Raw genomic sequence first — 25,241 nt, 5'->3', positions numbered from 1 at the left:
ATTATCCTCTAAATGCATAATTTTACTTCATTAAGTTATCTTCTACAAACTGCCAGTTAATCATATGCTTAATAAATATGTCCACATAATCAGGTCTTTTGTTACGATAATCAATATAATAAGCATGTTCCCATACATCACATGCAAGAAGCGGCTTCATACCGTTTGCTATAGGTGTGCCGGCATTAGCAGTTTTTATAATTTGTAGCCTATTATCGTGATATACCAGCCATGCCCAGCCGCTACCGAACTGCCCCACTGCTTCTTGCTTAAACTGCTCGCAAAATCCTTCAAAACTACCGAAATCTTTATTAATCTGTTCTAATATTTTACCATTTGGCTTACCTCCGCCATGCGGCTTTATTGAATGCCAAAAAAAAGTATGATTCCATATTTGGGCTGCGTTATTAAAAATAGCTGCATTTGAGTTTTGAGACGACCAGTATATTATTTTTTCTAAATCTTTTTTTTGTAATTCTTCTTTATCTTTGAGTAAGTTATTTAGATTTTGTACATAAGCATTATGATGTTTACCATAATGATAATCAAAAGTCTCGGGAGTAAAATGTGGTTTAAAACTCTCTTTGTCATAAGGTAAATCAGGTAAGATAAAAGGATATGAGGTTTGATTAGATTTGTTGCAATATGTCATGTTATTTTCTCCTAGATAGGGTTTTAGGTTTGTTGTTGTCTCGGGTATACGAAGATCAACTGTAAAAAGAGCAAGGAGTTCACAAGACGAGGAGTGGAGCGTATAAGAATCGGTGAGCACCATCGCTCTTGTAGCACGATGTAGCCAATTTTTACAGTTCATCGAGTAGACAGCAATTTATAAAAATCGGAAGCTAGATAAAGCGATCCGGTTATTATAATATTTGCTTTATTATCACCGTTTATCTTCTTTATATCACTAATCGCATCTTCGAGTGAGTCGCTTGCGCTAAAATCAATACCGCTCTTTCTGCCTTCCAAATTTATTGTTTCTGCACTATGGCTTAGCGGTTCGGATAAAACTTTAACACCGTAACCTTTAATTGTCAAATCCTTAAAGTAGGAGCAAAACTCCTTGATATTCCTATTTTTAGTCATACCGAGTATTAAATATATCGGTGATTTTAAGTTATCACGAATCCAATTTGCAAAAACTTGAGCCCCACTATTATTATGAGCTGTGTCTACCCAAATTTGAACATTATCACCTATTAATCTGGAATATTTTGTCGGTTCTATTTTTTCGATTCTAGCCCGCCAAATAGTATTTTGCAGTCCTTTAGAGATAATGTCGTTGCTAATATTAAATTGTTTATTTATCAAACTTATTAAAGCAATAACGCTTGCAGCATTTATTAATTGATGATCACCAAGCAGTGAAGGAGTAGGAAATTCATAACTAAAATTTCGTGATGAATAAATAAATCCGTTCTCCGCCTTTTTAATACTGAAATCATATTCATAACAAAAAGTAGGTACATCTAGCTCTTCAGCTTTTGCAAATAATGTTTCATAAACTGCTAAAGCTTGTATACTTATAACGCAAGGAACGCAAGATTTCATAATACCGGATTTCTCAACTGCTATTAGTGGTAATGTTGACCCAAGCACATTCATATGATCATATGAAATAGGTGTAATTAAAGTAATTAACGGTCGTTCTACTATATTTGTTGCGTCTAACCGACCGCCTAGTCCCGTCTCTAAAATTAATATATCGGCTCTTGTTTTCTCAAATGCTACAAATGCTGCTGCCGTAGTACCTTCAAAGAAGCTAGGTTCGATATTAAATTTTTCGCTTGCTACCCTCACCTCTTCACAAACTTGCCATAATTCATTATCCGAGATTTTTTCACCTGCTACTACGATTCGTTCATTAAATTCGAATAAATGAGGAGATGTATAGCAATGTACTTTATAACCGGCAATCGTAAAGATGCTTTTAAGCATAGCACTGCTTGAACCTTTACCGTTGGTACCTGCTATATGTATGACGGGAGGAAGCCTTAAATGAGGGTTACCTAAGGCTTTTAAAAGGCTTGCTATATTTTCAAGATCATATTTAATATTATTTTTCCAGGTCGGCACCGGAAAATGCGGAATTAGCATTGTTATTGATTTTTTGCATGAATGATAGAGTTATATATCAATACTTGATATCATTCCTGCGGCAGCGAGAACCCAGTAAAACATACTATGTTACCCCGTTGCTTGACCACGTGGTACACAGCAAAAAATTAACAAAGACTGGATACCGTGATCAAGTCGCGGTATGATACTAAATGTTCCTGGATTCCCGCTTCCGCGTGAATGACATCAAAATTTTTAGGCAATACAGAAGTTCATCGAGTTTTTGGTTGTACCACATTGATAAGTCCGATTAATAAGCCTGATTTAATTATTCCGGGTATTATAAAAAATAGTACACCACTATAAAATGCTTCTTTTAATCCTAAAAATTTGGATAACCATAGCCAGCCTAAACCCATAATAATCATATTACCGATTAAGCATAAAGTAATTTGGTTTAACAATTTATTAGAAGTAAAAATTTTATCTTTTAAGCTAGCCATAATATATACGGCAACTATGAAACCTGCTAGATATCCACTGGTAATACCTAATAATATTGGTAACCCGCTAGAAAATTCACCAAATATCGGCACACCTGCAGCTCCTAGCGTCACAAAAGATAATATTGCTAGAGTACCGCTGACCCTATTATAAGTAAGCCCGATAAATAGTACTGCAACAGTTTGTAATGTTATGGGAACAGGCTTAAACGGTATTAATATTTGTGAACAAATAGTAAGTAATGCCACTCCTAAAACTATTTCTATTGCTTGCCTTTTGGTTAACGGTAACGATATTGAATTAAGTTGCATAAAATTACCTCATAATTTATTTTTAAGTAATTACACTAAATAGAATTATATAATGTTCTTGTCAATAATATAAAAATGAAAATAAAAATTTATAATGATTTAGGAGTTTCAAAAGAAAGTATTAAGCATTGCGTGCACACCTTAAAACTTTATGCTCCAAAGTATAAGGTAGATTATATTACTGCACAAGACATTATAGAGGAAAAGTGTTTTCAAAACACCTTATTACTTATTTTACTCGGTGGAAGAGATTTATACTATGTACAAAAATTGCAAGGTAAAGGAAATGATAATATAAAAAATTATTTAAAAAATGGCGGTAATTTTCTTGGAATATGTGCGGGTAGTTATTATAGCGGCAATTATTTAGCATTTGCTAAAGGAACAAATATAGAGATTATAGGTGAAAGAGAATTAAGGATTTTCAATGGAACGGTTAGAGGGCCATTGCTTGCTCCTTACTACTATAGTTCAAATAAAGGAGCAAGGGCCGCTTACCTTAAAATAAATCCAACGCTTAATTTAAATATTAAGGATTGTTATGCTTTTTATAATGGTGGTGGATATTTTGTTGATGCAGAAAATACTAAAGATACTGAAATAATAGCAAGTTATGAAGATAATAAACCTGCAATAATAAAATGTACCTACGGCGACGGAACAGCTATTTTAAGTGGAGTTCATCTTGAATATAAGCCTGCACTCATAAAAAATCAATCTCTTAATAATATTCGTAAAATACTTAAAGCTCATGATACGGAAAGAATCAAATTATTAAATTATATATTCAAAAATCTAAATCTGTATAATAGCTCGGAGGGGTAAAGCCTGGTATTCTATCTTGTAATAATAACCTAAAAGTCGGTCTTGATTTAATTAGTGAATACCAATGTTTGATAAGTGTCCATTTATCCCAATAAATCTCACCGAAATAATCAAGTACCGATAAGTGACAGCTTGCGGCAATATCGGCAATAGTTAGTGAATCCGATACGAGATAACTTCTTTTTTCGAGTAAAGAAGTTATATATTCTAAGTGATAATTTAAATTATTTTTTGCAGCACGTAAAAACTCGGTTCGTGGGCTGCTCATTTTAGCAATTGATCTTATAACTTTTTCATCGATAATAATCTTAGTAACTTCACGATAAAATTTATCGTTAAACCAAAAGAATAATCGTCTCATTTCGCAACAAATATCAATATTTTCATCTAAAAAATTAAAATTCGGATATTTGCTATTCAGATATTCAATAAAAGGATAAATACCTACCACAAATAAGCCGTATGGTTCTTTTAAAATAGGCAATGTTCCAGCAGGATTTATTTTTAAGAAACCTTTATTGAATTGCCAATAATCTTCTTTAATCGTAGTAAATTCTATATCTAATTCTTTTAAGAAGACACGAGCTTGTCTTGAAAGAGGGCAAATAGGATAATAATATAACTTTTTCATTAAATTTGTGTCATAGTAAGTTCCAGGTCATTCCGGGGTCTCGTCATATTGCCATATGGTGTACTAACACTTCGTATGTCATTCATGCGAAAGCAGGAATGACATACGGATACGGTATGACAATAAGGTCTATAAGCCGGATTCTGTATGAATATAAATTCATTGCAGTTATTTATCTAGGATAAACGTTACCGTTTACCTCAAGCGATCTACCCGCATTACAAGCCGGCTAGAGATAATCCGGGAACTTGATAAGTTCTGTAATGCCTATTTGATCTTGCTCTTGGTGGGGTTTACCATGCGTAATTTGTTACCAACTTACCGGTACGCTCTTACCGTACCTTTTCACCCTTACCGAGTACTTACGTACAATTCAGCGGTATATTTTCTGTGGTACTTTCCCTAAAGTAATAATACTTTGCCGGAGGTTAACCGGCACCATACCTCTATAGAGTCCGGACTTTCCTCGTGATCTACAGCTTTGCTATATCATCACGCAACTGCACGACCTGTTTAGAATTATGGTCAATTTTCTTAAATTAGTCAATAGCATTTAGAAGAAGTTCAATGCACCTATTAGGTTCTGTGAGGGTTTCTAATTGATTTGCTATTTTGAGATATTTTTTAGCAAAAATTAATAATATCTTTTTGAAAATTTGACTTTTGTACACAGAATATAATTTAATTAATAAGTATAATAACAAATTATAATAACAAATTTAAAATTTCAACTATTTTATTAACGATATTCTTAAATTTAACATTGCTACTATTGTTTTCATACTGTATAAATATGTGTTTAATGCTTCTAAACACATAAATTGTTAGCAAATTTTGATATATGATATGAAAAAATTAATTTATTATTTTGGCAGTAATGGTAGTGACGGAAACGCTAGCATGAAGAATGTCCTTGGTAACAAAGGTGCCGGTCTTGCTGAAATGTCTAATCTAAAACTCCCTATTCCTGATGGTTTTACAATAACTACGGATCTATGTAATTACTTTTATACCCACAATAATAACTTTCCTAAAAATTTTCAAAACGACTTAAAAAAGGCTATCACCAAACTTGAAATAACTACCGGTAAAATTTTCGGCAGCACAAGCAATCCACTATTATTATCGGTTCGTTCGGGTTCTACGATTTCAATGCCTGGAATGATGGATACTATCCTTAATCTTGGCATGAATAACGAAGTGTGTAATGCTCTTGCGGATTCCTGTGGTGATAAACGATTTGCTCTTGATAGTTACAAAAGATTTCTAGAAATGTATGGTTCAACGGTATTATCTATACCTAGTGATCTATTTGAACAAATTTATGAAAAGCACAAGATTCAAGCCGATATTCATAAAGATAGTGATATTACCGTAGAATTATTAGAAAAAATTATTGAAGATTTTAAACGGTTGCATATTAAGTATACTAAGCAACTAATTAATGATCCTTATGAACAATTAGAATCGGCAATTAAAGCGGTGCTGCATTCTTGGATGAGTAATAGAGCGGTTATATATAGAAAAATCAATAATATTTCGGAGTGTTTCGGTACGGCTATTAATATCCAAGCAATGGTTTTCGGTAATTTAGGTAAAACTTCAGCTACGGGAGTTGCTTTTACTAGATCACCTGCTACAGGAGAAAAAAAGCTCTTTGGAGAGTTTTTAATAAATGCTCAAGGTGAAGACATAGTATCTGGAACTAGAACACCTATGCCTATTATTGCCAATGGTTCAAATTCTATGCAAGCAATGATGCCGGAAGTGTTTAAGGAATTATCACAAATTGCGAGAAAGCTTGAAGAACATTACTTAGATGTGCAGGATATAGAATTTACTATAGAAAATAATAAGCTATATATCTTACAAACACGTACTGCAAAAAGAACAGCCATCGCTGCTATTAATATTGCCGTACAAATGGTAGAAGAAAAGCTTATTTCTAAAGAACAAGCCTTAATGCGAATCGATCCGGAATCATTAAATCAATTATTGCATACAAGTATTGATTACAGTAAAGGGTTTACTTCTATTGCCGACGGGCTTCCTGCGTCTCCAGGTGCTGCAACTGGTATTGCAGTATTCTCGCCTTATGATGCTGAAAAATTATCTCATCATCATAAAGTAATTTTAGTACGTCATGATACAAGCCCCGAAGATATTAACGGAATGCATGTTTCTTCAGGTATTGTAACTATTAGAGGCGGAATGACTTCACATGCCGCAGTTGTGGCAAGAGGTATGGGGAAGCCTTGTGTGTGCGGTACAAGTAATTTATCTATAGATGAAAAAAAGCAAATATTAACAGCAGGTGATATAGTTATTAAACAAGGTGATATTATCACGATTGATGGAGGTAGCGGTAAAATCTTCTTAGGTGAAATGCCGTTAATTCAACCTACTTTCAGTGAGGAATCAAAGTTAATTTTAGATTGGGCAGACGAAATTAGTAGCTTAAAAGTTCGTGCAAATGCCGAAACGGTTAACGATGCTTTAGTATCTATAAAGTTGGGGGCTCAAGGTATAGGTTTGTGTCGTAGCGAACATATGTTTTTTGATAAAAATAAAATTCCTTTAGTAAGGGAAATGATTATTGCTCCTGATATAGAACGTAGAAAGCTTGCCGTGCAGAAATTATTGCCTCTGCAAACGGAGGATTTTAAAGCTTTATTCAGAGTGATGAAAGATAAACCGGTAAATATTAGATTACTTGATCCGCCGTTACATGAGTTTTTACCTACTACTGAAGAAGATAAAAAGGATTTGGCAAACAGCTTAAATCTACCTTTGTCCATGATTAATCAACGTCTTCATGCTATGCATGAAGTAAATCCTATGCTCGGTCACCGTGGATGTAGACTTGGTATATGTTCACCGGAAATTTACAAAATGCAAATTGAAGCAGTTTTTACGGCTATGTTTGAGCTACATAAAAAAGAACATATAGAATGTAACTTAGAACTAATGATTCCTTTAATTAGCAATGTAGGTGAAATAAAAAAGCTTAAAATGGATATTTATGAGGTAATAGAGGAATTAGAACAACGTTATAGATATAAATTTTCTTTTACGCTTGGTACTATGATAGAACTACCAAGGGCAGCGCTCGACAGTAAGAAAATAGCTAAGGAAGTTGACTATTTTAGTTTTGGTACTAATGATTTAACTCAGACTACATATGGAATTTCTAGAGATGATATTGCATCTTTTCTTCCATATTATTTAGAAGAAAAGATTTTTGAATCCGATCCATTTACTACTCTAGATGAAGAAGGAGTAGGAGAATTAATTGAAATTGCTATAAAACGAGGGAAAAGCAGTAATGCTAATTTGAAACTCGGAGCTTGTGGGGAACATGCAGGAAACCCTGCTTCTATAGCATTTTTTCATAGAATGAATTTAAAATATGTTTCTTGCTCTCCATACCGTATCCCTATAGCAAGAATCGCCGCAGCGCAAGCTAAGATTAAACACGGGTGAATAAAGGCGGTTGCACTCATGGTCAAGCCATGGGGGGTAACACAGTGGGTTTTATAGCTCCTCGCAATGACCAAAAATTTATTTACAAATTAATATGATAATAATACCGATATTAAGCATTTTTGGGTTTTCGTCTTTTTTTGCCAAATATTTCAAAACAAAATTGACCTTCGCTATTCCCGTAACAATCAGCATATTAGTACCGATTTTATATTGCTTTACTATGTTAAAGCTATTACCAGCTATAACACATGTAAGTTATTTCATCGGTATATTTTTAGCTTTCATGTCATCCTCTCACTTTATGTCATTCATGCGGAAGCAGGAATCTAGAAAAAATATAATTGAAATCATCATATTCGCTTTAATAATCTTCATATTTTTTCTTTATACAATGGAAGCATCTCTGCATGCTTATGATGATTTCTCGCACTGGGGGATATTTACTAAGGAATTGCTATATTTCGGTGTTTTTGAAAGTCAAAACTCGTTCACTTCTATTATTACTACTCATGCACATTATCCTAGAGGTGCTGCCGTTTATCATTACTTTATGCTTTCACTTTCAGGTTATTCAGACGGTAACGTATTATTTGCTCATTTCTTATTACATTTAGCATTTCTAGCTCCTTTAGCCGCAAATAAGAAGCTCTGGCAAACCGGAATGTTGTTTTCACTTTTACTTTGCATCGTAGTATTATATACGACAGGAATTCGCTCTATATATAATGATAGTACTATTGGCTTAATGTTCGGAGCTATTTTTACGATTTATATCATTGAGGAAGACAAGAAAAAAGCATTATTGCTTATTTTACCTATTACGATATTGCTTGCACTTTTCCGAGAAATTGGAACATGGTTTTCAAGTTTTGCTTCGATAATTCTTATAGCTCATTATATGATTTTTTATAAAAAACCTAAAAAATCAAGTGATTACATTATATATCTAATTCTACTTACCTTGCCAATTTGGTGTAATTTGATTTGGATGAGTTATTTTCAAAATACTCATGATTTTTTTGACAGAGGTGAACATAGTGTTAGCAATTTGATATATATTGCTGAAAATTTTAATGAACAGCATAGAGCATTATTACTAAATTACGGTAAATTTCTCTTGTTATTCTTAGTAAAAGAAGGCAGTTTAGTTGTATATACTATTTGTATAGCTGCATGGTACGGAATTCATCAATATAAACTGGATTTGCTGCAAGAATATAAATTTTTCCTGATAAGTACGTTTGGATGTTTTTTAATTTTTGCTTTATGGCGGTTATATTTATATTTCTTTAACTTTAGTTATGAAGAGGCAATGAGAGGAGCATCGTTACTTAGATACCTTGGATGTTATGTGATAGCGATCGGAATGATTGCAGCTTCATATATTCAAAATAGTATTTTCTTAAATAAGCAAAGTAATAAAGAATTATTTATATTCCTTATGCTTTTTGCTATTTCTACATTTTCCGTAGTAAAAAATATACTAAGAATCAAACACTTAAACGTAGAACAAAAGAATTTTATTCAAAAAACGACAAAGGTTAAAACGCTATTGGAGCAAGGCAATAAAATTGAATTTAATTTTGGCGGTAAGAAAGATAATTTACAATGTTATATATTAAATTATAATCTAGCACCGTATTTAGGGACAAAATCTTTACAAGAATGTATAAAAGCACCTAAAGAAGCAACGATAGAGATAAAGAAAGAAGCAGTATACGCTCCCTTTAAATAGCTTTTGGAGATTTGTTGCACCACTCTCCTATGTCATTTCCCGCGAAATCGGGAATCACATACATAAGGTCAAAGCCACGCAAGCATGAGATAAAACCAATATAGATTTTAACAATTATGGATATAAAATATAATTTAGCTACCGCTTACCGGATAATGGCATATTTATCGCTGGGATCATACTTATACGCATCTATCCGCAAGACCTAAAAATGCCAATTTTTACTATATTTATCCTTTTGGACTAAGGTTTGAAGAAGTAACTACGGAGAATCTTTTAAAAGTGAGTTTATACGGAAAAATTTTAGAAGGGGAAGGATATCATATCATGATGATAATTCTCGAGTGCTAAATACTGATAAGTAAAGTAGTAGACTTTTAATGACCTTAAGCAAAATTATGTGATGTTACTTCGTAATCACGGGTGCTATTACCTGAGGCAAAACTATTCATGAAGCTATGTTTTATACTTACCATTTAGAACAAGCTTGTAAAACACAATGTGTACTAAATTCTACAAAAGAACAAGAGATTATAATCCATTCTGTAGAAATATGTAAGCAGACTGTAAAAGACTTATTATCGTTTGAAGAAGATTTAGGCAAACGTGACTGGGAAGCTTGGCTAAGGTTTATAAAGATGTGATTTTTGTTTTACTGTCATTTTTGTAATTTGGCCATACTTCCAATCAACCTATCAATTCTAAAGAATAAGGTGGGTCTTCATGCAATATTGTTACCATTCCTCTATGTTCATATACTTTTTGCACTAAGTAGTGATAATGTCCACTATTTTACATGTAATGTATAAATTTGACCATGATACATGACTAAAGTAGGCCAAAGAGGGTTTTAAGAAACTATGTGAGGATTTGGTACAGTTAATTTATATATTTTACCTTCAAGATTATAATTAATGCCTAGATACGCATTATCTTTTGCCTCCATCTTATCTCCGTTAGGAATGCTCAGAACAAATTTAAAATCAAAAGACCATCTAGGGATTATTTTATCATGAAGAGAAAGTGATCTATATTATATAATTGTTATTGGATAATGTTTATTTAATCTAAATTTTATATGGGTTTCACGTATTTCACCGTAACATTTATTATGTTTGTTCCTGATTTCAGTAGTTTTATGTGGTAACTTTACTAGTATTGAGATTAGTACTAACATTTTTATTGTTACCGGTATAAATAAAATTCATGAATTTTTTTACCACAATCAGACACTTTTTCAATAACGCGTTTTCCTATATACTTTATAGTTCCTCTATGTCCATAGTACACTATTTTATCTTGTAATGTTAAATGAATTTTAAAAATATCAAGCAAATCCGCTCTAAGAAATGGACGGTAAGCTTCTAAAACTGTATCATTATATAATACAGTATCATTAGAAATATTTGTTGCATTAGATTTACATATACTAGCAAATTGGTTGGCTTTGTTTAAAAGATTTTGAGAGTATTTTTGGATTAATTTGTAAAAATTCACTAAGATCAAAGTTTTTATTATTTTGACTGTTAATGAGTTGTTTACATGTTTCATTGTCTAAATTTTTCCCACCGCTATATATAATTTTACCTTATCTATATTTTGTTTATCACCAAAACTATTATAACCAAGATATGCTAGCGGGCGGCATCAAGCCTTGTGTAAATCTTTTGTTACCCACATCTATCCATATATTACTGTTCATGTTACACATTCTATAGATTTTATTGATTCTGTATTATGTATGATGTTCAATGAGTGATTATATAGATTACAAGGTGTTTTAAGTATTCAAGCCTCTTGATCTATATAACATTCTTCTGGATATTGATTAGATATATTTAGTTGTTATTGATACATAAAATATTTCCTTCATATCTATTAATAAAAAATAAAATTGTAAATAAATTATACTTTTTCTATTAATAGTCAAGAAAGTTTTATTATTTTAAGAATTAATTAATGTCTACAAGTGTTACCGTGAATATGTGGAGGATGGAGTTTTATATGCTTGAGCATCTTTTTAAGGAGCATATCACGCTTAAGTTTTGATAAATAATCTAAGAAAGTTTTACCGTTTAAATAATCTATTTTATGTTGAATTACAGTCGCTAAAAAGCCTTCTGCGTCTAGTTCTTGTTTATTACCGTCATAATCGAGATATTTTACCTTGATTACTTTTGAGCGTGTAATAGAGGCTTCAATGCCTGGAAATGATAAAGAACACTCAATAAAAGTTTGTTTTGCTTCCGAAAAATAAGTTATTTCCGGATTAATCAACACTATAGGCGATGATTTATTATTTTCATGTAGCTCAACTATTGCTATACGCTTTAATATTCCTACCATATTAGCACTGAGGCCAACTGCCCTTTCTATATGTAAAGTCTGAAGCATTTGATCGACAAAATAGTACGGATATTATCATCAACAATGTCTATATATTCTGCTTGTTTTTTAAAAATATCGTTTGGTGCATAAACTATTTGATAGTAATGTTTCTCGTGATTCATTAATATACTCTGGATAAATGAAGCATTATTTTGGCATTGCTCAATAAAGATAGATATCGTCATCGCGATGAGCGAAGCGACGTGGTAATCCAGAAAAATAATTAAAAAAATTCTGATTTACAGAATGTTTGTTCTTCCTTGCTTCGTCAAAACTTTCAGTTTCTTCTCGCAATGACGGAGTGGTATCCACGTAGTATATGTCCGCTAGCAATGATGTAGCTTTTTTAAACCATCAATATTTATTTAACAATACTGTTATTTAATTACGATAGCTGATAATATATTCTGATTATAAGGTTCTTGCAAATGATATGAGCGTCTTTTACTTGGATATTTTAATGGATTTGTGTAAGTATCTTCAGCAATATTTTTTATATCTTTAACACCTGCTTCTTTAAGTTTTAACTCTGCAAAAGCCGGTAAATCAAACATATAATGATTTTCCTTTATCGAGTTTATAAAAAACTGTTTATTGTTAATATCTTTACTTAAGAAAGTTTTATAATATTCATCATCAACTTCATATGAACTTTGAGCTATAGCAGGACCGATCACTGCTATTAAATTCTTTGCTCCTTTTTCTATCATTTTAGTAACTATATTACTAATAATATTGTTGATGCTGCCTTTCCAACCTGCGTGTGCCGCTCCTATTATCTTACCATCGCCGCTTGCAAGTAGTACCGGTACACAATCTGCCGATTGTACAGCTAATACTAAATTTTTTTTAGTTGTAATGCTGCCGTCTGCTTCAGGTACGGCAATTGTGGACTTATCAGCATTAACAATTTGATTGCTATGTACTTGGTTTAAAATTAAAATATCTTGTGCTTTAAAATAAGTAGTAATAGATTTTTTGTTTTCAACTATTTCTGCTTCATTTATAGAGTTATTTTTTTTTATATATCTATGACTAGAATTATTGAATGTTTTATCAAAAATTTTATAATAAACTGATTCGTTGATTAATCCTTCCATGAAACTACCCTATATTAATTATAATAGTTTTATTAATACTTTATCCAAACGTTTACAAAAAAATAAACAGTTGGAAAAAATAATAGCACAATTTCACCAAGACTATAACCTAATTCCTATTATAGGCGTAGAAATAGAGTTTTATTTAAGTCACAATGTTGATATAGCTAAATTTGAAATACTTTCAAGCAAATACTTAGCTAGATTCAAAATTGCTAAAATAAAAAAAGAAAAAGGCAATAACCAATTTGAAATAGATCTCCCTCCTTCTGTAAACTTAATACAATATATCCACAATATATTAGAGGTTAAAAATATTTTAAAAAAAATTGCACAGCAGTTAAACGGGTATATAGATTTTTCTCCTAAGCCATTTTTGGATGATTATGGTAATAGTATGCATTTTCATATTAATTTTAATTCTGCGTTCAATGATTATTATATAATTTTAGCAGCACAAGGGCTATGTCACTATATGCTAGATACCATACTCGCTTTTATGCCTACTACTCTAGATTATTCACGAATAAATAAACAATTTATGGCTCCTACTCATATATCGTACGGTGGAAATAATAGAAGTGTAGCCGTACGAACTCCTAATTCTTTTCCTAAACGTTTAGAGCATCGCTTAGCTTCTCCCGAAACCGATCCATATATAGCAATTTTTACTATTTTAAAGTCAATATTGTTGGCTTTAAGATCTCCAAGTTCGCTTCACAAAATAGAAAAAATTTACGGGAATGCTTTCGATCCGCAATATAATTTAACTCCATTACCTACGTCATCTCAAGAGAGCTTTATGTTATTTAAACCGGACTTTTTTAAATAAATTGTACTTCTAAAATAAAGATTGATATAAAGTTTTAAATATAAAACTGCCGAAATTGTTTCAATTAATTATTTTTTTTGTAAAATTAGATAATTATGAAGTGCTTTAAGCAGTACTTCACTCTATATTTTTATAATTTTTCATTAGATAATTAAATTCTGCACCATAGATAAATATCATATTTATAATATAGAAGAATATTAATGTAACTATTATACTACCAAGGGAACCATACATTAGATTTAGTTGATTATAGTAGACTATATATGTTGAAAGCAAGTAGCCGCTTATGACCCATAATATCACAGTTAATAGAGCCCCTGGAAATACATCAATAAAATTTAGTTTTACATTGGGTAATATATAATACAAAGCTGAGGCACCTAAAAATAATAAAATTAAAATTAAAGAATATCTTGTAAAATTTAAAATAATCTTATATTTTTCAATGGTCTCTAATATTATCGGTATTTTTGTAAATAATATTGGAATCACCACTAAAAGAAACATAGTAAAGGTAATTAAGGCACTAATTATAAGAAACTGTATAATACTAAGTAATCTTCTTCTTACATAAGTGGGAGGGGATTTTATTTGATATACACGATTTAAAATAGTCCTTAAACATTCTACAAAAGAAGAAGCAGTCCAAATACTGCCTACTATGGCAAGATTCATTAAACTTTGAGGAGGAGCACTTAGTAATTCTCGTATTCTCTTTTCTATTGATTCCGTTGCTTGTTCCGGAAGACTCTCCAGAAAAATTTGTATAAAATTTTGACCAAGTTCTGAAGCTCCTAAAAAGCTTGTTAAAGCTAATAAGAATACTAGGAAAGGGAAAATAGATACAAGTATCATGAATGACATATATCCCGAATGTTCAACGCCATCATCTTCTATTGTTTTAAATAAGGCTACGTAAAGACAATTAAAAATTTTTCTCATTATAAGATTTAGTTGTTATTATCAATTTTATATTTAACCTTAAATAAGTTCGCTGTAAATAATTAATTTATAGTTAAAATGAAACTATATTTTATCTTTGACTTGAAATATTGACATAGAAATAAAATTTTCCCTTGTATTAGTTTTATATTTTTCTATAACACAGCAAAACTTTATTTTTATATAAATTGTAATTTATACCTCAGTAAATAAGTTTTTAAAACATAAGATATTTATATTGTATCTTTAAAATAGTTGTAAATCTCTTATGCTGTTTCTATGTGATAAGAAATAATTTTGCACGATTCTTTAATAATTATTTACCAAATGATTACAAAAAACTTAAAAATGTTATTTTGTAGTTGCTTATAATACTAATTTATGGTATTATTTCTACTTACAATTGGATAAGTTTAATGGTATCAAATTATCGATAGCCACATATTTTATAATAATATATTATAACATAATTTTTGTTCAAAGAAAAATTTTAAATATAGACATAATTAGTAACCAAGGAGAAGATAATGGGTAGAAAAAACGATATTATACAAAAAATCGATAGTTTTATCGGTCAGAAAATTTATTCTTTAAGACTCGCTAAGGGGTTGTCTCGTCAACAACTTGCTGAAGTAATTGATGTTACTCATCAACAATTACAAAAATACGAAAAAGCAATTAATAGAATTTCTGTAGGAAGGCTAGTACTAATAGCAGAAGCTTTAGATAGGAATATTGATTATTTCTTTGAAGGTTTAGAAGAAGCTAATAAACCGCAGCCTGTATATACTCAACATCAACGTATGTGTATTGAAGTTTCAAGAAATTTTATGAAAATTAATAGCACGGAAGAACAACAAGCCATTAATAATCTAGTAAAATGTTTAGCCGGAAAAGATAAGCTAAAAGCTAGCTCGTAAAATAATTAATATGCCGATTTGGGATGAACAATCAATCGCCTTTAGTCGAATGTAAGATATAATGAAGTTGCCTTGGCGACGAATTTATAAAGAGATATGAGAAGTTATAGAAAAAAATAGCCATATCCAGTATGATTTAAAAGTACACAATATGTGGGTACCAAAGTATAGCAAGAGTGTATTAACGTGAAAGGTAGCGAAGAGAGATCTAGAGATTTATTTAGGAGTATTTGTATGGAACATGAAGTACAGATAATTTCAGGCAAAGTAGCTTGTGATCATGTTCATATGTTTATCTAGTATAGACCGCAAATAACACCTAGCAAACTTGTGCAGTATTGAAAATGCAGTAGCTCAAGAATATTATTGCAAGAATTTGCTTATTTGAGAAAGCAGTATTGGGGCAATCATTTTTGGGCTAGAGGTTATATGGCAGTTAGTTTGGGTAATATTACTGATGAAATGATACAGCAGTATATTGATGAGCAAGAAGGTGCAACTATTAATGATGACCTATTTCTAATCGATTACACTTCTATTTATAACATCTCAGCTTATAGCTGAGAAATAGTCACTATCATTATTTCCTAGCTAAAAGCAGCTTTATGGAACTATCCCGATGTCATTCCCGCGAAAGCGGGAATTTGGAAAAGCCACCTTAATTGATAAAATAACCATACAAGAACATGCTTCCTGCGTTTGCAGAAAGGTGTTGTTGCTTGGACCACAAAACGCATTCGGTGTCATATCGCAGACAAGCCGTGGGAGTGACAGAGGTAAAACCGCTCCACGTAACAATGCTTCGCAGGAATGACATTGCTTGCCATTATATATAGCATACAAATCTTAATTAGCGTTGCGGAAAGGCCGACTCTTTTTTAATAGGTATTAATTTATTTAGCTTTTCCGACTGAATAATGCTATCTCTTGCATTCATTAATGCGCCCATAATTTTTATATTATCTTTAATATTAACTCGATCTCTTCCTACTACCATTTTAGTTTTTTCAATATCTGGCTCATCGTTACTTATAGGTTTTAATGCGGACTGTCCTGATACTACCCTTAAATCTTCTGTTTTAACATTAGGGTTTTTAATTGCTTCTGCTCGTTTTTGTGCTTGTTCTTGTAATAACTTATCTATAGTTTGTAAACGTACCTCTTTAGATAAAGTTTTATCGTCAATTAAATTAGCTTGAATGAAACTTTGCTGTTCTTCAGTCGAAGATTTAGTACCAAATTCCTTTACCAGCTCATCTACTTTTTTTGTTGCTTCAGCTTTTTTTTCTTCAAGAGTTTTAAGATTACTATCTGGAGAGAGCATAGCACGCAAATTATTGACTTTCTCAATTGCAATCTTAGAGATATCATTTAATATACTGGAAGTTTTGTTCATAACTTCTTCTTCTGAGACTTCACGTTTTTCAGGATTAGCATCTAAAACAGTGGTAACAACATTTTTTAATGCATAAGCTATATCTTGAGCTTTGTTATATATATCATCGCGAGGCTTAGGTTCGTCTAAATTCTGTCCTTTTAACTCTTCAGTGAAATTTTGAGTTGCTCTATCTAAAGCTGCCTCACTCGCTGCATCTTTAAGAGCTTGTTTATCTTCCGGTATAGCAGTACTATTATCAACCCCTTTAGAAACAGCTTTCATCATTTCAGAAGTTATTTCAGGATTTGCTTTGTCTTCATAAATACCATCTACTAACCCTTTAGTCATTAACTTTTTATCTTCCAAATCTGTTATACTTTTTGCTACCCCTGTTTCTACGGATTCTATAGCAGCAATTTTTTTTGTAGGTGCCATAGTTCTATGACTAGCTATAGCTTCTCCCATACCTTTAACAATGTCTGTTTTATCTTGAACGTTCAAAGGACTCTCAGCAACTATCTTAGTAATACTTTCAAGCGTTTCACCTTTTATTTCTGCTGTAATCGGACTATCTAAAACCTTTGTAGTAACCTTTTGTATTGCTGCAGTTTTAGCGATAGTATTAAACGCAGGGTTAGCTAAAATACCTTGCACCTCTGTTATGTTATCATTTTTAGTTTGTTCCGCTGTAATCTTATCTAAATTCTGCTGCATCAATTGTTGTTGTTCTGGACTGAGAATTTTGGTTTCTACACCTTTCTTTAATACAGAACCTAATAATTGTTGTTTTTCCGCATTGCTTAATTCAGAGGCATTAACCTTATCACCTACTGCTATCAGCATGGTCCCTTTATCTTTAGTAGAAAGGTTACTTTTTATTACAGCACCCGTAATACCGTCAATTGCCACAGCTCTACTTGTATCATCTTTAAAACTTAAATCGACATCTACTGCCTTTTCTAACATCTGCTGTTTTTGCTTCGGTGTGAGATTCTCTGAATTTAATGTGATAGCTACTGTAGCTTCAAGCATTTTTGATTTTTCTATGTCTGGGGTATCCTGATTATTTTTTATGGTTTCTAATACCGCATTTACTCGAGCTACTTTTGTATCCGGCGTGAGGGCGTTATTATTGACCATATTTTTAGTTAAAGTAATGAAATTAGCCTGCTTTTCTTTCTCATTATTAAGAATTGCAGTAGCTGCTTCGTTAATTAAATCAATTTGTGTATTACCGTCTTTTTCTTTTGTTAAACCTGCATTTACATAATTTAATAAATCTTGCATGCTGCATGATAAAGCTGTAGCTGCATTAAAGAGGTTTGGATTCACTTGTTGCGACTGTGGCATTTGTGAAGTCTCAGTGTGTAGTGGTTGGCTGGCAGGAGTAATTGGAGGTACTTGTGTAGTGGTAGGCGTTTCAATAGATGATTTTAATTCTTGATTCGGAGTTATTATCGGTTGAAGTGTTTCCTGAGATCGACCCTGTACCTTTGTTAAATCTTCAGCTATAATTTGTGATAAGTCAACGCTATGCCCTTGGTGTAGTTCTACCTCTTTCATCATTTCTTTATATTTACCGCGTGTTACCGCAAGTGTATAAATTTCTCCGCCATGCTCAATATAAGCTACCGCATCCGGTCCGTCTCCGGCAAATTTTAAAGGTTGCGGTGAGCTTATTTCTTTAAGTTGAGGTTTACCGTTTGGTCCTTCTTCGTAGTGAGCAGTGAAATATACTGCTCTATCTTTAGAGGGCTTTGTGCCATCAGCTTTTAATGCTACCATCGACAAATGCATTGACCCATCGGCTTTATCAAGTTTTATAGGAAAATCTATTGCTCTGTATGAATTGATTTGAACCTGAGTACCGTCTTTTTTAGCTACAGTAAAAGGCTTAGTTTTAACAGTTGTTTCATTTAATGTACAGAGTTCATCGCCTGCATCATTTTTAACTACCGTGGCTCTAAGATCGCTTGCACTTATTTGGTTTTCCCACTGTACCGGCTTAAATCCACCATGATATCCATTAGCGGCACTATATGTTAAGAGAATATTTTTATAACCTGTTATTTCTATTGATTCTAATTTCTTTTTAAGTTCAGGCTTTTCTAAAGCATTATCAATAAATTCTCTATTAGCTGGGTTACCGAAAAACACACTTAACTTTTTATCTTTTTCTTTTTCCTCTTCTATTTCTTTTCTTTTTTGTTCAGCTAAATCACGGTCTACAAGGGCTGCCAGGTCTTTTAATATTTGTTCTGCTATCTCATCTTTTTGTTGTTGTATAATTATTTCTCTTACAGCCTTGGTTATTGGGTCTGATATCTGATCGTCAGTGGAAATAGTGCCAGATAAAGTACTAATGGCAGGAGTAGATTGAGTAGAAGATGCAGGAGTAAAGCTAAAACCATCATCAGCTGTATCTAGCGTAGGTTGCGCAGGAGCAGCTTGTTCTTGTGTTTTTTCATCTATATCGGACTCATATCCTTCATCATTTTCATATCCAGTATGATCTTGACTCATAAAACCTCCTCTAATTTAATAAAAAATTAATTAGCACAAACTGTAAGTAATTATGTGATTGCCCACGCGAATATCGAGCCGTCATTGCGAGCGACTGTAAGGAGCGTGGCAATCTCAGAAATTTTGCCTGAGATTGCTTCGTCAATTATTTTGTAATCTCATCTCAATGACATTAAAACAAATAACACGGCGTTGTTTCACAGTTTGTGTTATACTGCCAAGGATAGTATATAGAGATTTTAGTAATATCAAGAAAAAACCGATATTACTATTGAAAAAATTTAATGGAATTTTTATATTCTTTATTGAGTTTTGTAGTTGCCCAAAGCCAAGTTAAGCAAGTAATTATAAATATAATCATTAAACAGATGGAAATAGATTGATAACTAGCGGAAGGTAATATCATAAATACCAATGATTGTAAAAATGCACTACCGGATTTACCGAGTTTTATACCTATCACGTCGGCAGCGGCTTTACCTTTGCTTTTTATTTCCGGATCTAAAGGAACATAAGCCATTTCTTTTGTTGAATCAAATAAGGTGTATTTACTTGATTTACTAAGTACATTTTGAATAGCACCTATTGTTATAGCAACTAAAGTAGGATCAGTTAGAATAAAATTTGCTATTATTAAGCCGACAAATCCTTCAAAATTATTAACAGCAAAAAATAATATACCGGTAATAAAAACTATTAAAGGTGTGATGACAGCCGCCGTAAACCAGCCAAGTCTTCTAACTATATTTGAACCAAGTACGACAAATAAAATAGTAAATACTCCAGTGTAGCTCAAATAACCTCCTATAAAAGCTGCATATTCGGTTGGGGTTTTATAAATTTTAGTAGCTGCTGCTTTCCAAGGACCTTCTACTAAATTAATGGCAATGCCATAGCAGATAAGTAAAGTTGCAATTAATCTAATATGTCTTGACAATAGAATCATCTGAAAACTTTCGGCAATAGTCATAGATTTTTTCTTTGCTTTAAATTTGAGTAACGCCATATGCTCTTTGTCTAGTACTTTATGATTAAGCAACCAAAAAGTTTTAATAGCTATTATTCCTAAAATTAATACCATAGTTAGTATAATTTGTATAGAAAGTGTATGAAAAGACGATTGCAATGCAAATTTATTAGTTATGTAATCATTAATATTACTTAGATTTTCTAAAAACTGCCCTGCTAAATAAATACCTGTTTGACTAAGTAAACCGAATAACGGATAAAATCTTTTAGATTCTTCCACGGTAGTAATATTATTAACAAACTGCCAAAAAAGTAATGCAAAAACTACATTTGGCCATAATTCGGCGATTATATAAAATAGCGAAAAACTCCATTTTGATAAAAGCAATATAAACCATTTTAAATTAGGTAAGCTTACCATTAAATTTTGAACGGTTACAGGGCTTAAATGCAGTATTTCATGATTTGGAAAAATAACGTATGCAAATAAAGCAAAAAATGTTAAAAAAATTGATATAATAAGATAAAATATATTTTCTGCTTTTATCCTATTAACAAGCTTTACATATACAGCGGTTATTAAGAAAGCTGATGGCATCACTCCCCAAAACTTCAAAAACGAGATAGTCTCGGCACCTATCATAGTAGTAACAATACTATCTTTTAAAGCTCTGATTAGATTTTGGATAAATAAAATACAGAACATTAATAAGGTGATGAATAAAAATTTAGAAACTTCGTGGCATTTTATAGGCCATATATAATCGGTAAGTTTGGAAAAACGGATATTGATTTTAGAAGAAGAATCTCCTATACTACTGGGGTTAATTGTCATTATTTGGTCTAACCTATATCTTGCTATTGGCTAGAGTTACATATTAAAGATTTTTTAAACTTGAGTCAAGGATATACTCATTTAATTTGAGGTATGAACCATTTATTTTATAGAAGTATATTAATGAGTAATTATTGGTTAAATATTTATAAACCAGGAGGTATAAGTTCTGCTAAACTGGTTAGCATGGTAAAACAAATACTCGGTAAAAAAGTTAAGGTAGGACATGCCGGTACTTTAGATGTTGAAGCGGAAGGGATACTACCCATTGCCGTAGGTGAAGCTACAAAGCTGATACAGCTGCTAATTGATTCTAGAAAAACCTATATTTTTACAATAAAATTTGGACTACAAACCGATAGTGGCGATTATACCGGCACCGTAATAGCAACAAAAAATTATATCCCTTCTCAAGAAGAGGCTTATACCGTATGTTCTAAGTTTATCGGTAAAGTAACACAAATACCGCCGGCTTTTTCAGCTCTTAAAGTTAACGGTGTCAGAGCTTATAAATTTGCTAGAGAGGGGAAAGAAGTAGAATTAAAGCCACGAAATATAACGATTTATAATCTAAAATGTTTAAATTTTGATAAGAAAAATGCTATCGCTATATACTATACGGAATGCTCAAAAGGTACTTATATAAGGACTTTAGCAGAAGATTTGGCATTGTCCTTGCAAAGTTTAGGATTTGTGATAGAATTACGCCGTACTCAGGTTGGAATATTTAAAGCAGAAAATGCTATCCGAATTAAATCGCCTGACGAAATTACGAAAAGTTTCCTAGAGGAAAAAAGCATAAAGATAGAAGCAATACTGGACGACATCCTGGTTCTTGATGCAACTGACAGCCAAGCACAGCAAATTAAATATGGACAGAAATGCATATTTGATTATGAAGACGACATTAGTCTTTTATGGGTTCGCTATAAGGGTACTCTGCTTGCAATAGGTAGCTTAAACAAGAATTGCTTTAATTCTTTACGTGTGTTTAATGTATTATAACAATTTAAGGAGAAATTATTGATGTCGATTACTAAAGAACGTAAACAACAATTAATTAAAGAATATGCTATAACGGAAAATGATACCGGTTCAAGTGCGGTGCAATGTGCTATCTTAACTGAAAGAATCAATAATTTAACCGAGCATTTTAAATCTAATCATAAAGATCATACTTCAAGACGTGGATTATTAGTTTTAGTCGGACGCCGCCGTAGATTACTTAACTATATTAAAAAGAATAGTCTTAGCGAATATTTAGATTTAATAAGTAAGCTAGGCATTAGGAAGGTGAAGTAGTGTACCTATGTCATTCCCGCGGCATCGGGAATCCAAGATAAAGCAAGATCAATTGAGCTTTTAAAAAGCTTTAAAGTAATGGATTCCCACTTTCGCGGAAACGACATAATAAAAATCCGGAATAAAAAAGAAAAATTAAATTATGCAATGAGATAAATAGATGTTTAACGAAATAACTAAGAGTGTTACATGGAACGGGAAAGTTCTTGAGCTTAGTACAGGTAAAATAGCACGTCAGGCTGATGGGGCAGTTACGGTGAAAATGGGTAATTCCGTTTTGTTATGTGCGGCTGTAGTAGCTAACAAAGCAAAAGAGGGTATAGGTTTTTTTCCTTTAACAATTAATTATAGAGAAATGGCATATGCTGCCGGTAAGATACCAGGGGGATTTTTTAAACGTGAGGGAAAAGCATCAGATAGAGAAGTTTTAGTATCTCGTTTAATAGATAGACCGATTAGACCGTTATTTCATCCGGCTTTTGTTAATGAAACTCATGTAACTTGTACTGTTCTGTCATATGATCCTGAGACTCCAGTAGATATACTTGCAATTATCGGTGCATCGGCTGCACTTAGTCTATCCCCTGCTCCTTATCTAGAAATAGTTGCTGCAAGTAAAGTAGGTTTAATCGACGGTGAATTTGTTTTAAACCCGACACTTGAATTATTAAAAACAAGTCAGCTGGATTTAGTAGTTGCAGGAACAGCAGACTCGGTAATGATGGTTGAATCGGAAGCTAATTTACTCTCTGAAGAACAAATGTTAGAAGCCGTAAAGTTTGGGTTTGAAAGCTTCCAGCCGATAATAAAGATCATTAAAGAACTAGCAAAAGAAGCTAAAAAACCAAAGTTTCAAATGCAAGATTTATATCCTGCCTCATTAAAGAAAGAAATTGAGAAGTTATTTGTAAAAGAAATTAAACAAGCTTTTGCGATTAAATCTAAACAGGAACGTAGTACTAATTTAGATTTAATACATGAAAAAGTGCTTACACATTTTGTAAGCGATATAGAAAATAAAAAATATAGTAATTATCAAATCGAATCGGCTTTAAAATCTATTGAATCAGATATATTGCGTAACGAAATTTTAGAAAAAAATAGACGTATCGATGGAAGAAGTACTACGGATATAAGACAAATTGCTTGTGAAATAGGTTTGCTACCTTCCGCACACGGTTCAGCTTTATTTACTAGAGGGGAAACGCAGAGCTTAGTTAGCACTACATTCGGTACTAGTTTAGATGAGCAGCTAGTTGACAGTTTAGATGGTGAGTATAAAGAGCGTTTTATGCTTGATTATATCTTCCCACCCTATTCGGTAAATGAAGCAATGCCGATGAAAGCACCTAGTCGTCGTGAAGTCGGACACGGTAAACTCGCATGGCGTGCTATTAATCCAATATTACCTAATAAAGTACAATTTCCTTATGCTATTAGAGTAGTTGCTGAAACTACGGAGTCTAACGGTTCTTCTTCAATGGCAACTGTTTGCAGTAGTTCTCTTGCTTTAATGTATGCAGGCGTACCGATAAAAGCACCGGTTGCGGGTATTGCTATGGGACTTGTTAAAGAAGGCAAAAAATTTGCCGTATTATCGGATATTCTCGGCGATGAAGATTATTTCGGTGATATGGACTTTAAGGTTGCAGGAACTAGCGAAGGGATTACTGCATTACAAATGGATATCAAAATATCCGGAGTAGATTTTAAAATAATGAAAGCAGCTTTAGAGCAAGCACGACTCGGTCGTTTGCATATACTGGATCAAATGAATAAAATTATCAGTAAACCAAATAGCAAACTAGGTAAGAATGTTCCTTCTACTACTACTATAAAAATAGATAAGGATAAAATTAGAGATGTTATAGGACCGGGCGGTAAAGTAATAAAGGAAATTTGTGAGACTAGCGATGCTAAAATAGATATAAGCGATGACGGTACGGTTTCTGTTTATGCTTCAGATAGAGATAAGCTAAAAGTCGCTTTAGATAAAATTAAAGCTATTGCCGTTGAGCCTGAAATCGGTGAAATATTTAACGGTACGGTAATGAAAGTCTTAGATTCCGGTGCTTTTATTAATTATTTAGGTACTAAAGATGGTTTTGTTCATATTAGTGAAATTGCAGAAGAAAGAATAGAAACGGTTGGCAGTGTTTTAAAACAAGGCGATATAGTAAAAGTTAAGCTAATAGGCTTTGACAATAAAGGCAAAGCAAAACTAACTATTAAAAATGCCGATAAGGATAAATCTTCAAATAATCCAAAGCAAAAAAATAATGTTAATAATTCTAAGGAAAACTCAGAACCTGAGCGACGTGATTCTAGTAAGAAACGAGCTTGGAATGAAGATAATAATTCTGACACTACTGAAGTAATTACAGAACGTAAGTATTTTAATTAAATGTCATTTGTTGTGTGGATCAATTTATGTCATGCCTGCGTAGGCGGGAATCCAGTCAAAACCTATAAAAAACTTGTTTTTTAGATTTATTT

18 protein-coding genes, 1 other RNA gene and 3 pseudogenes are annotated in these 25,241 nt (G+C 32.3%); 10 read left to right on the top strand and 12 right to left on the bottom strand.

Features of this window, described 5'->3' with window-relative positions:
- Positions 1–22 precede the first annotated feature (22 nt).
- From A1C_RS03300 to A1C_RS03290, 3 genes are all read right to left on the bottom strand, one after another.
- Complete coding sequence (locus tag A1C_RS03300; protein WP_012149646.1) at positions 23–652, bottom strand: superoxide dismutase; 630 nt, start codon at positions 650–652, stop codon at positions 23–25.
- Positions 653–810: 158 nt separating this feature from the next.
- Positions 811–2,100 carry a folylpolyglutamate synthase/dihydrofolate synthase family protein gene (locus tag A1C_RS03295; RefSeq protein ID WP_012149645.1) on the bottom strand — a complete coding sequence of 430 codons (1,290 nt, stop codon included), beginning with the start codon at positions 2,098–2,100 and terminating at the stop codon, positions 811–813.
- A 233-nt stretch (positions 2,101–2,333) separates the two neighbouring features.
- Positions 2,334–2,876, bottom strand: coding sequence for a biotin transporter BioY (locus A1C_RS03290; RefSeq protein WP_012149644.1), 543 nt, complete (start codon positions 2,874–2,876; stop codon positions 2,334–2,336).
- Positions 2,877–2,951: 75 nt separating this feature from the next.
- Here A1C_RS03290 and A1C_RS03285 point away from each other — a divergent pair, with 75 nt between their 5' ends.
- Positions 2,952–3,701: a BPL-N domain-containing protein gene (locus tag A1C_RS03285; protein ID WP_012149642.1), complete on the top strand. Its 750-nt coding sequence runs from the start codon at positions 2,952–2,954 to the stop codon at positions 3,699–3,701.
- Here the strand turns inward: A1C_RS03285 and A1C_RS03280 are convergent.
- Positions 3,664–4,332, bottom strand: a complete 669-nt coding sequence (locus tag A1C_RS03280; protein WP_012149641.1) for a glutathione S-transferase family protein — start codon at positions 4,330–4,332, stop codon at positions 3,664–3,666. The genes A1C_RS03285 and A1C_RS03280 overlap by 38 nt on opposite strands.
- Before the next feature lie 116 nt (positions 4,333–4,448).
- An RNA gene (gene rnpB / locus A1C_RS06295) (RNase P RNA component class A) lies at positions 4,449–4,848 on the bottom strand.
- Between the two features lie 330 nt (positions 4,849–5,178).
- Between rnpB and ppdK the strand changes: the two genes are divergently transcribed.
- Positions 5,179–7,815 carry a pyruvate, phosphate dikinase gene (ppdK, locus tag A1C_RS03275; RefSeq protein WP_012149640.1) on the top strand — a complete coding sequence of 879 codons (2,637 nt, stop codon included), beginning with the start codon at positions 5,179–5,181 and terminating at the stop codon, positions 7,813–7,815.
- 78 nt (positions 7,816–7,893) lie between these two features.
- Here ppdK and A1C_RS09255 read toward each other — a convergent pair whose 3' ends face one another.
- On the bottom strand, positions 7,894–8,010 hold the full coding sequence (locus A1C_RS09255; RefSeq protein ID WP_012149639.1) for a hypothetical protein: 117 nt from the start codon (positions 8,008–8,010) through the stop codon (positions 7,894–7,896).
- A 28-nt stretch (positions 8,011–8,038) separates the two neighbouring features.
- Between A1C_RS09255 and A1C_RS03270 the strand changes: the two genes are divergently transcribed.
- Both A1C_RS03270 and A1C_RS03265 read left to right on the top strand, forming a co-directional pair.
- Positions 8,039–9,553, top strand: coding sequence for a hypothetical protein (locus A1C_RS03270; RefSeq protein WP_332239155.1), 1,515 nt, complete (start codon positions 8,039–8,041; stop codon positions 9,551–9,553).
- Between the two features lie 116 nt (positions 9,554–9,669).
- A pseudogene (locus tag A1C_RS03265) lies at positions 9,670–10,197 on the top strand (class II aldolase/adducin family protein).
- Between the two features lie 541 nt (positions 10,198–10,738).
- Here the strand turns inward: A1C_RS03265 and A1C_RS08105 are convergent.
- From A1C_RS08105 to pgeF, 3 genes and pseudogenes are all read right to left on the bottom strand, one after another.
- A complete protein-coding gene (locus A1C_RS08105; RefSeq protein ID WP_012149636.1) occupies positions 10,739–11,104 on the bottom strand; it encodes a hypothetical protein in 366 nt (121 codons plus the stop codon).
- 405 nt (positions 11,105–11,509) lie between these two features.
- A pseudogene (gene def / locus A1C_RS03260) lies at positions 11,510–12,063 on the bottom strand (peptide deformylase).
- A 255-nt stretch (positions 12,064–12,318) separates the two neighbouring features.
- Positions 12,319–13,041, bottom strand: a complete 723-nt coding sequence (gene pgeF, locus A1C_RS03255) for a peptidoglycan editing factor PgeF (RefSeq protein ID WP_012149634.1) — start codon at positions 13,039–13,041, stop codon at positions 12,319–12,321.
- Here pgeF and A1C_RS03250 point away from each other — a divergent pair.
- Positions 13,040–13,873 carry a type I glutamate--ammonia ligase gene (locus A1C_RS03250; protein WP_012149633.1) on the top strand — a complete coding sequence of 278 codons (834 nt, stop codon included), beginning with the start codon at positions 13,040–13,042 and terminating at the stop codon, positions 13,871–13,873. The genes pgeF and A1C_RS03250 overlap by 2 nt on opposite strands.
- Positions 13,874–13,990: 117 nt before the next feature.
- Here A1C_RS03250 and A1C_RS03245 read toward each other — a convergent pair whose 3' ends face one another.
- Positions 13,991–14,818 carry a YihY/virulence factor BrkB family protein gene (locus A1C_RS03245; protein ID WP_012149632.1) on the bottom strand — a complete coding sequence of 276 codons (828 nt, stop codon included), beginning with the start codon at positions 14,816–14,818 and terminating at the stop codon, positions 13,991–13,993.
- Between the two features lie 527 nt (positions 14,819–15,345).
- On the opposite strand from A1C_RS03245, the gene A1C_RS03240 reads away from it, so the two are divergent.
- Both A1C_RS03240 and tnpA read left to right on the top strand, forming a co-directional pair.
- Positions 15,346–15,738: a helix-turn-helix domain-containing protein gene (locus tag A1C_RS03240; protein ID WP_012149631.1), complete on the top strand. Its 393-nt coding sequence runs from the start codon at positions 15,346–15,348 to the stop codon at positions 15,736–15,738.
- Between the two features lie 96 nt (positions 15,739–15,834).
- Positions 15,835–16,302: pseudogene (gene tnpA, locus A1C_RS06885) on the top strand (IS200/IS605 family transposase).
- Between the two features lie 286 nt (positions 16,303–16,588).
- On the opposite strand, the gene A1C_RS03230 reads toward tnpA, so the two are convergent.
- Together A1C_RS03230 and tlc4 are read right to left on the bottom strand one after the other, a co-directional pair.
- Positions 16,589–19,639 carry a Sca4 family spreading effector gene (locus tag A1C_RS03230; RefSeq protein WP_012149629.1) on the bottom strand — a complete coding sequence of 1,017 codons (3,051 nt, stop codon included), beginning with the start codon at positions 19,637–19,639 and terminating at the stop codon, positions 16,589–16,591.
- Positions 19,640–19,907: 268 nt separating this feature from the next.
- Positions 19,908–21,443, bottom strand: a complete 1,536-nt coding sequence (gene tlc4, locus A1C_RS03225) for an NTP/NDP exchange transporter Tlc4 (protein ID WP_012149628.1) — start codon at positions 21,441–21,443, stop codon at positions 19,908–19,910.
- 123 nt (positions 21,444–21,566) lie between these two features.
- Between tlc4 and truB the strand changes: the two genes are divergently transcribed.
- The 3 genes from truB (at position 21,567) to pnp (ending at position 25,149) form a co-directional block, all read left to right on the top strand.
- Positions 21,567–22,448 carry a tRNA pseudouridine(55) synthase TruB gene (gene truB, locus A1C_RS03220; RefSeq protein WP_012149627.1) on the top strand — a complete coding sequence of 294 codons (882 nt, stop codon included), beginning with the start codon at positions 21,567–21,569 and terminating at the stop codon, positions 22,446–22,448.
- Positions 22,449–22,469: 21 nt separating this feature from the next.
- Complete coding sequence (rpsO, locus tag A1C_RS03215) at positions 22,470–22,745, top strand: 30S ribosomal protein S15 (protein ID WP_012149626.1); 276 nt, start codon at positions 22,470–22,472, stop codon at positions 22,743–22,745.
- Positions 22,746–22,905: 160 nt separating this feature from the next.
- Complete coding sequence (gene pnp / locus A1C_RS03210) at positions 22,906–25,149, top strand: polyribonucleotide nucleotidyltransferase (protein ID WP_012149625.1); 2,244 nt, start codon at positions 22,906–22,908, stop codon at positions 25,147–25,149.
- Positions 25,150–25,241 lie beyond the last annotated feature (92 nt).

The sequence above is a fragment of the Rickettsia akari str. Hartford genome, assembly GCF_000018205.1.
GTDB classification, from domain to species: Bacteria; Pseudomonadota; Alphaproteobacteria; order Rickettsiales; family Rickettsiaceae; genus Rickettsia; species Rickettsia akari.
Note: the sequence above shows the minus strand (reverse complement) of the source record. Positions and strands in the feature narration are given on the sequence as shown.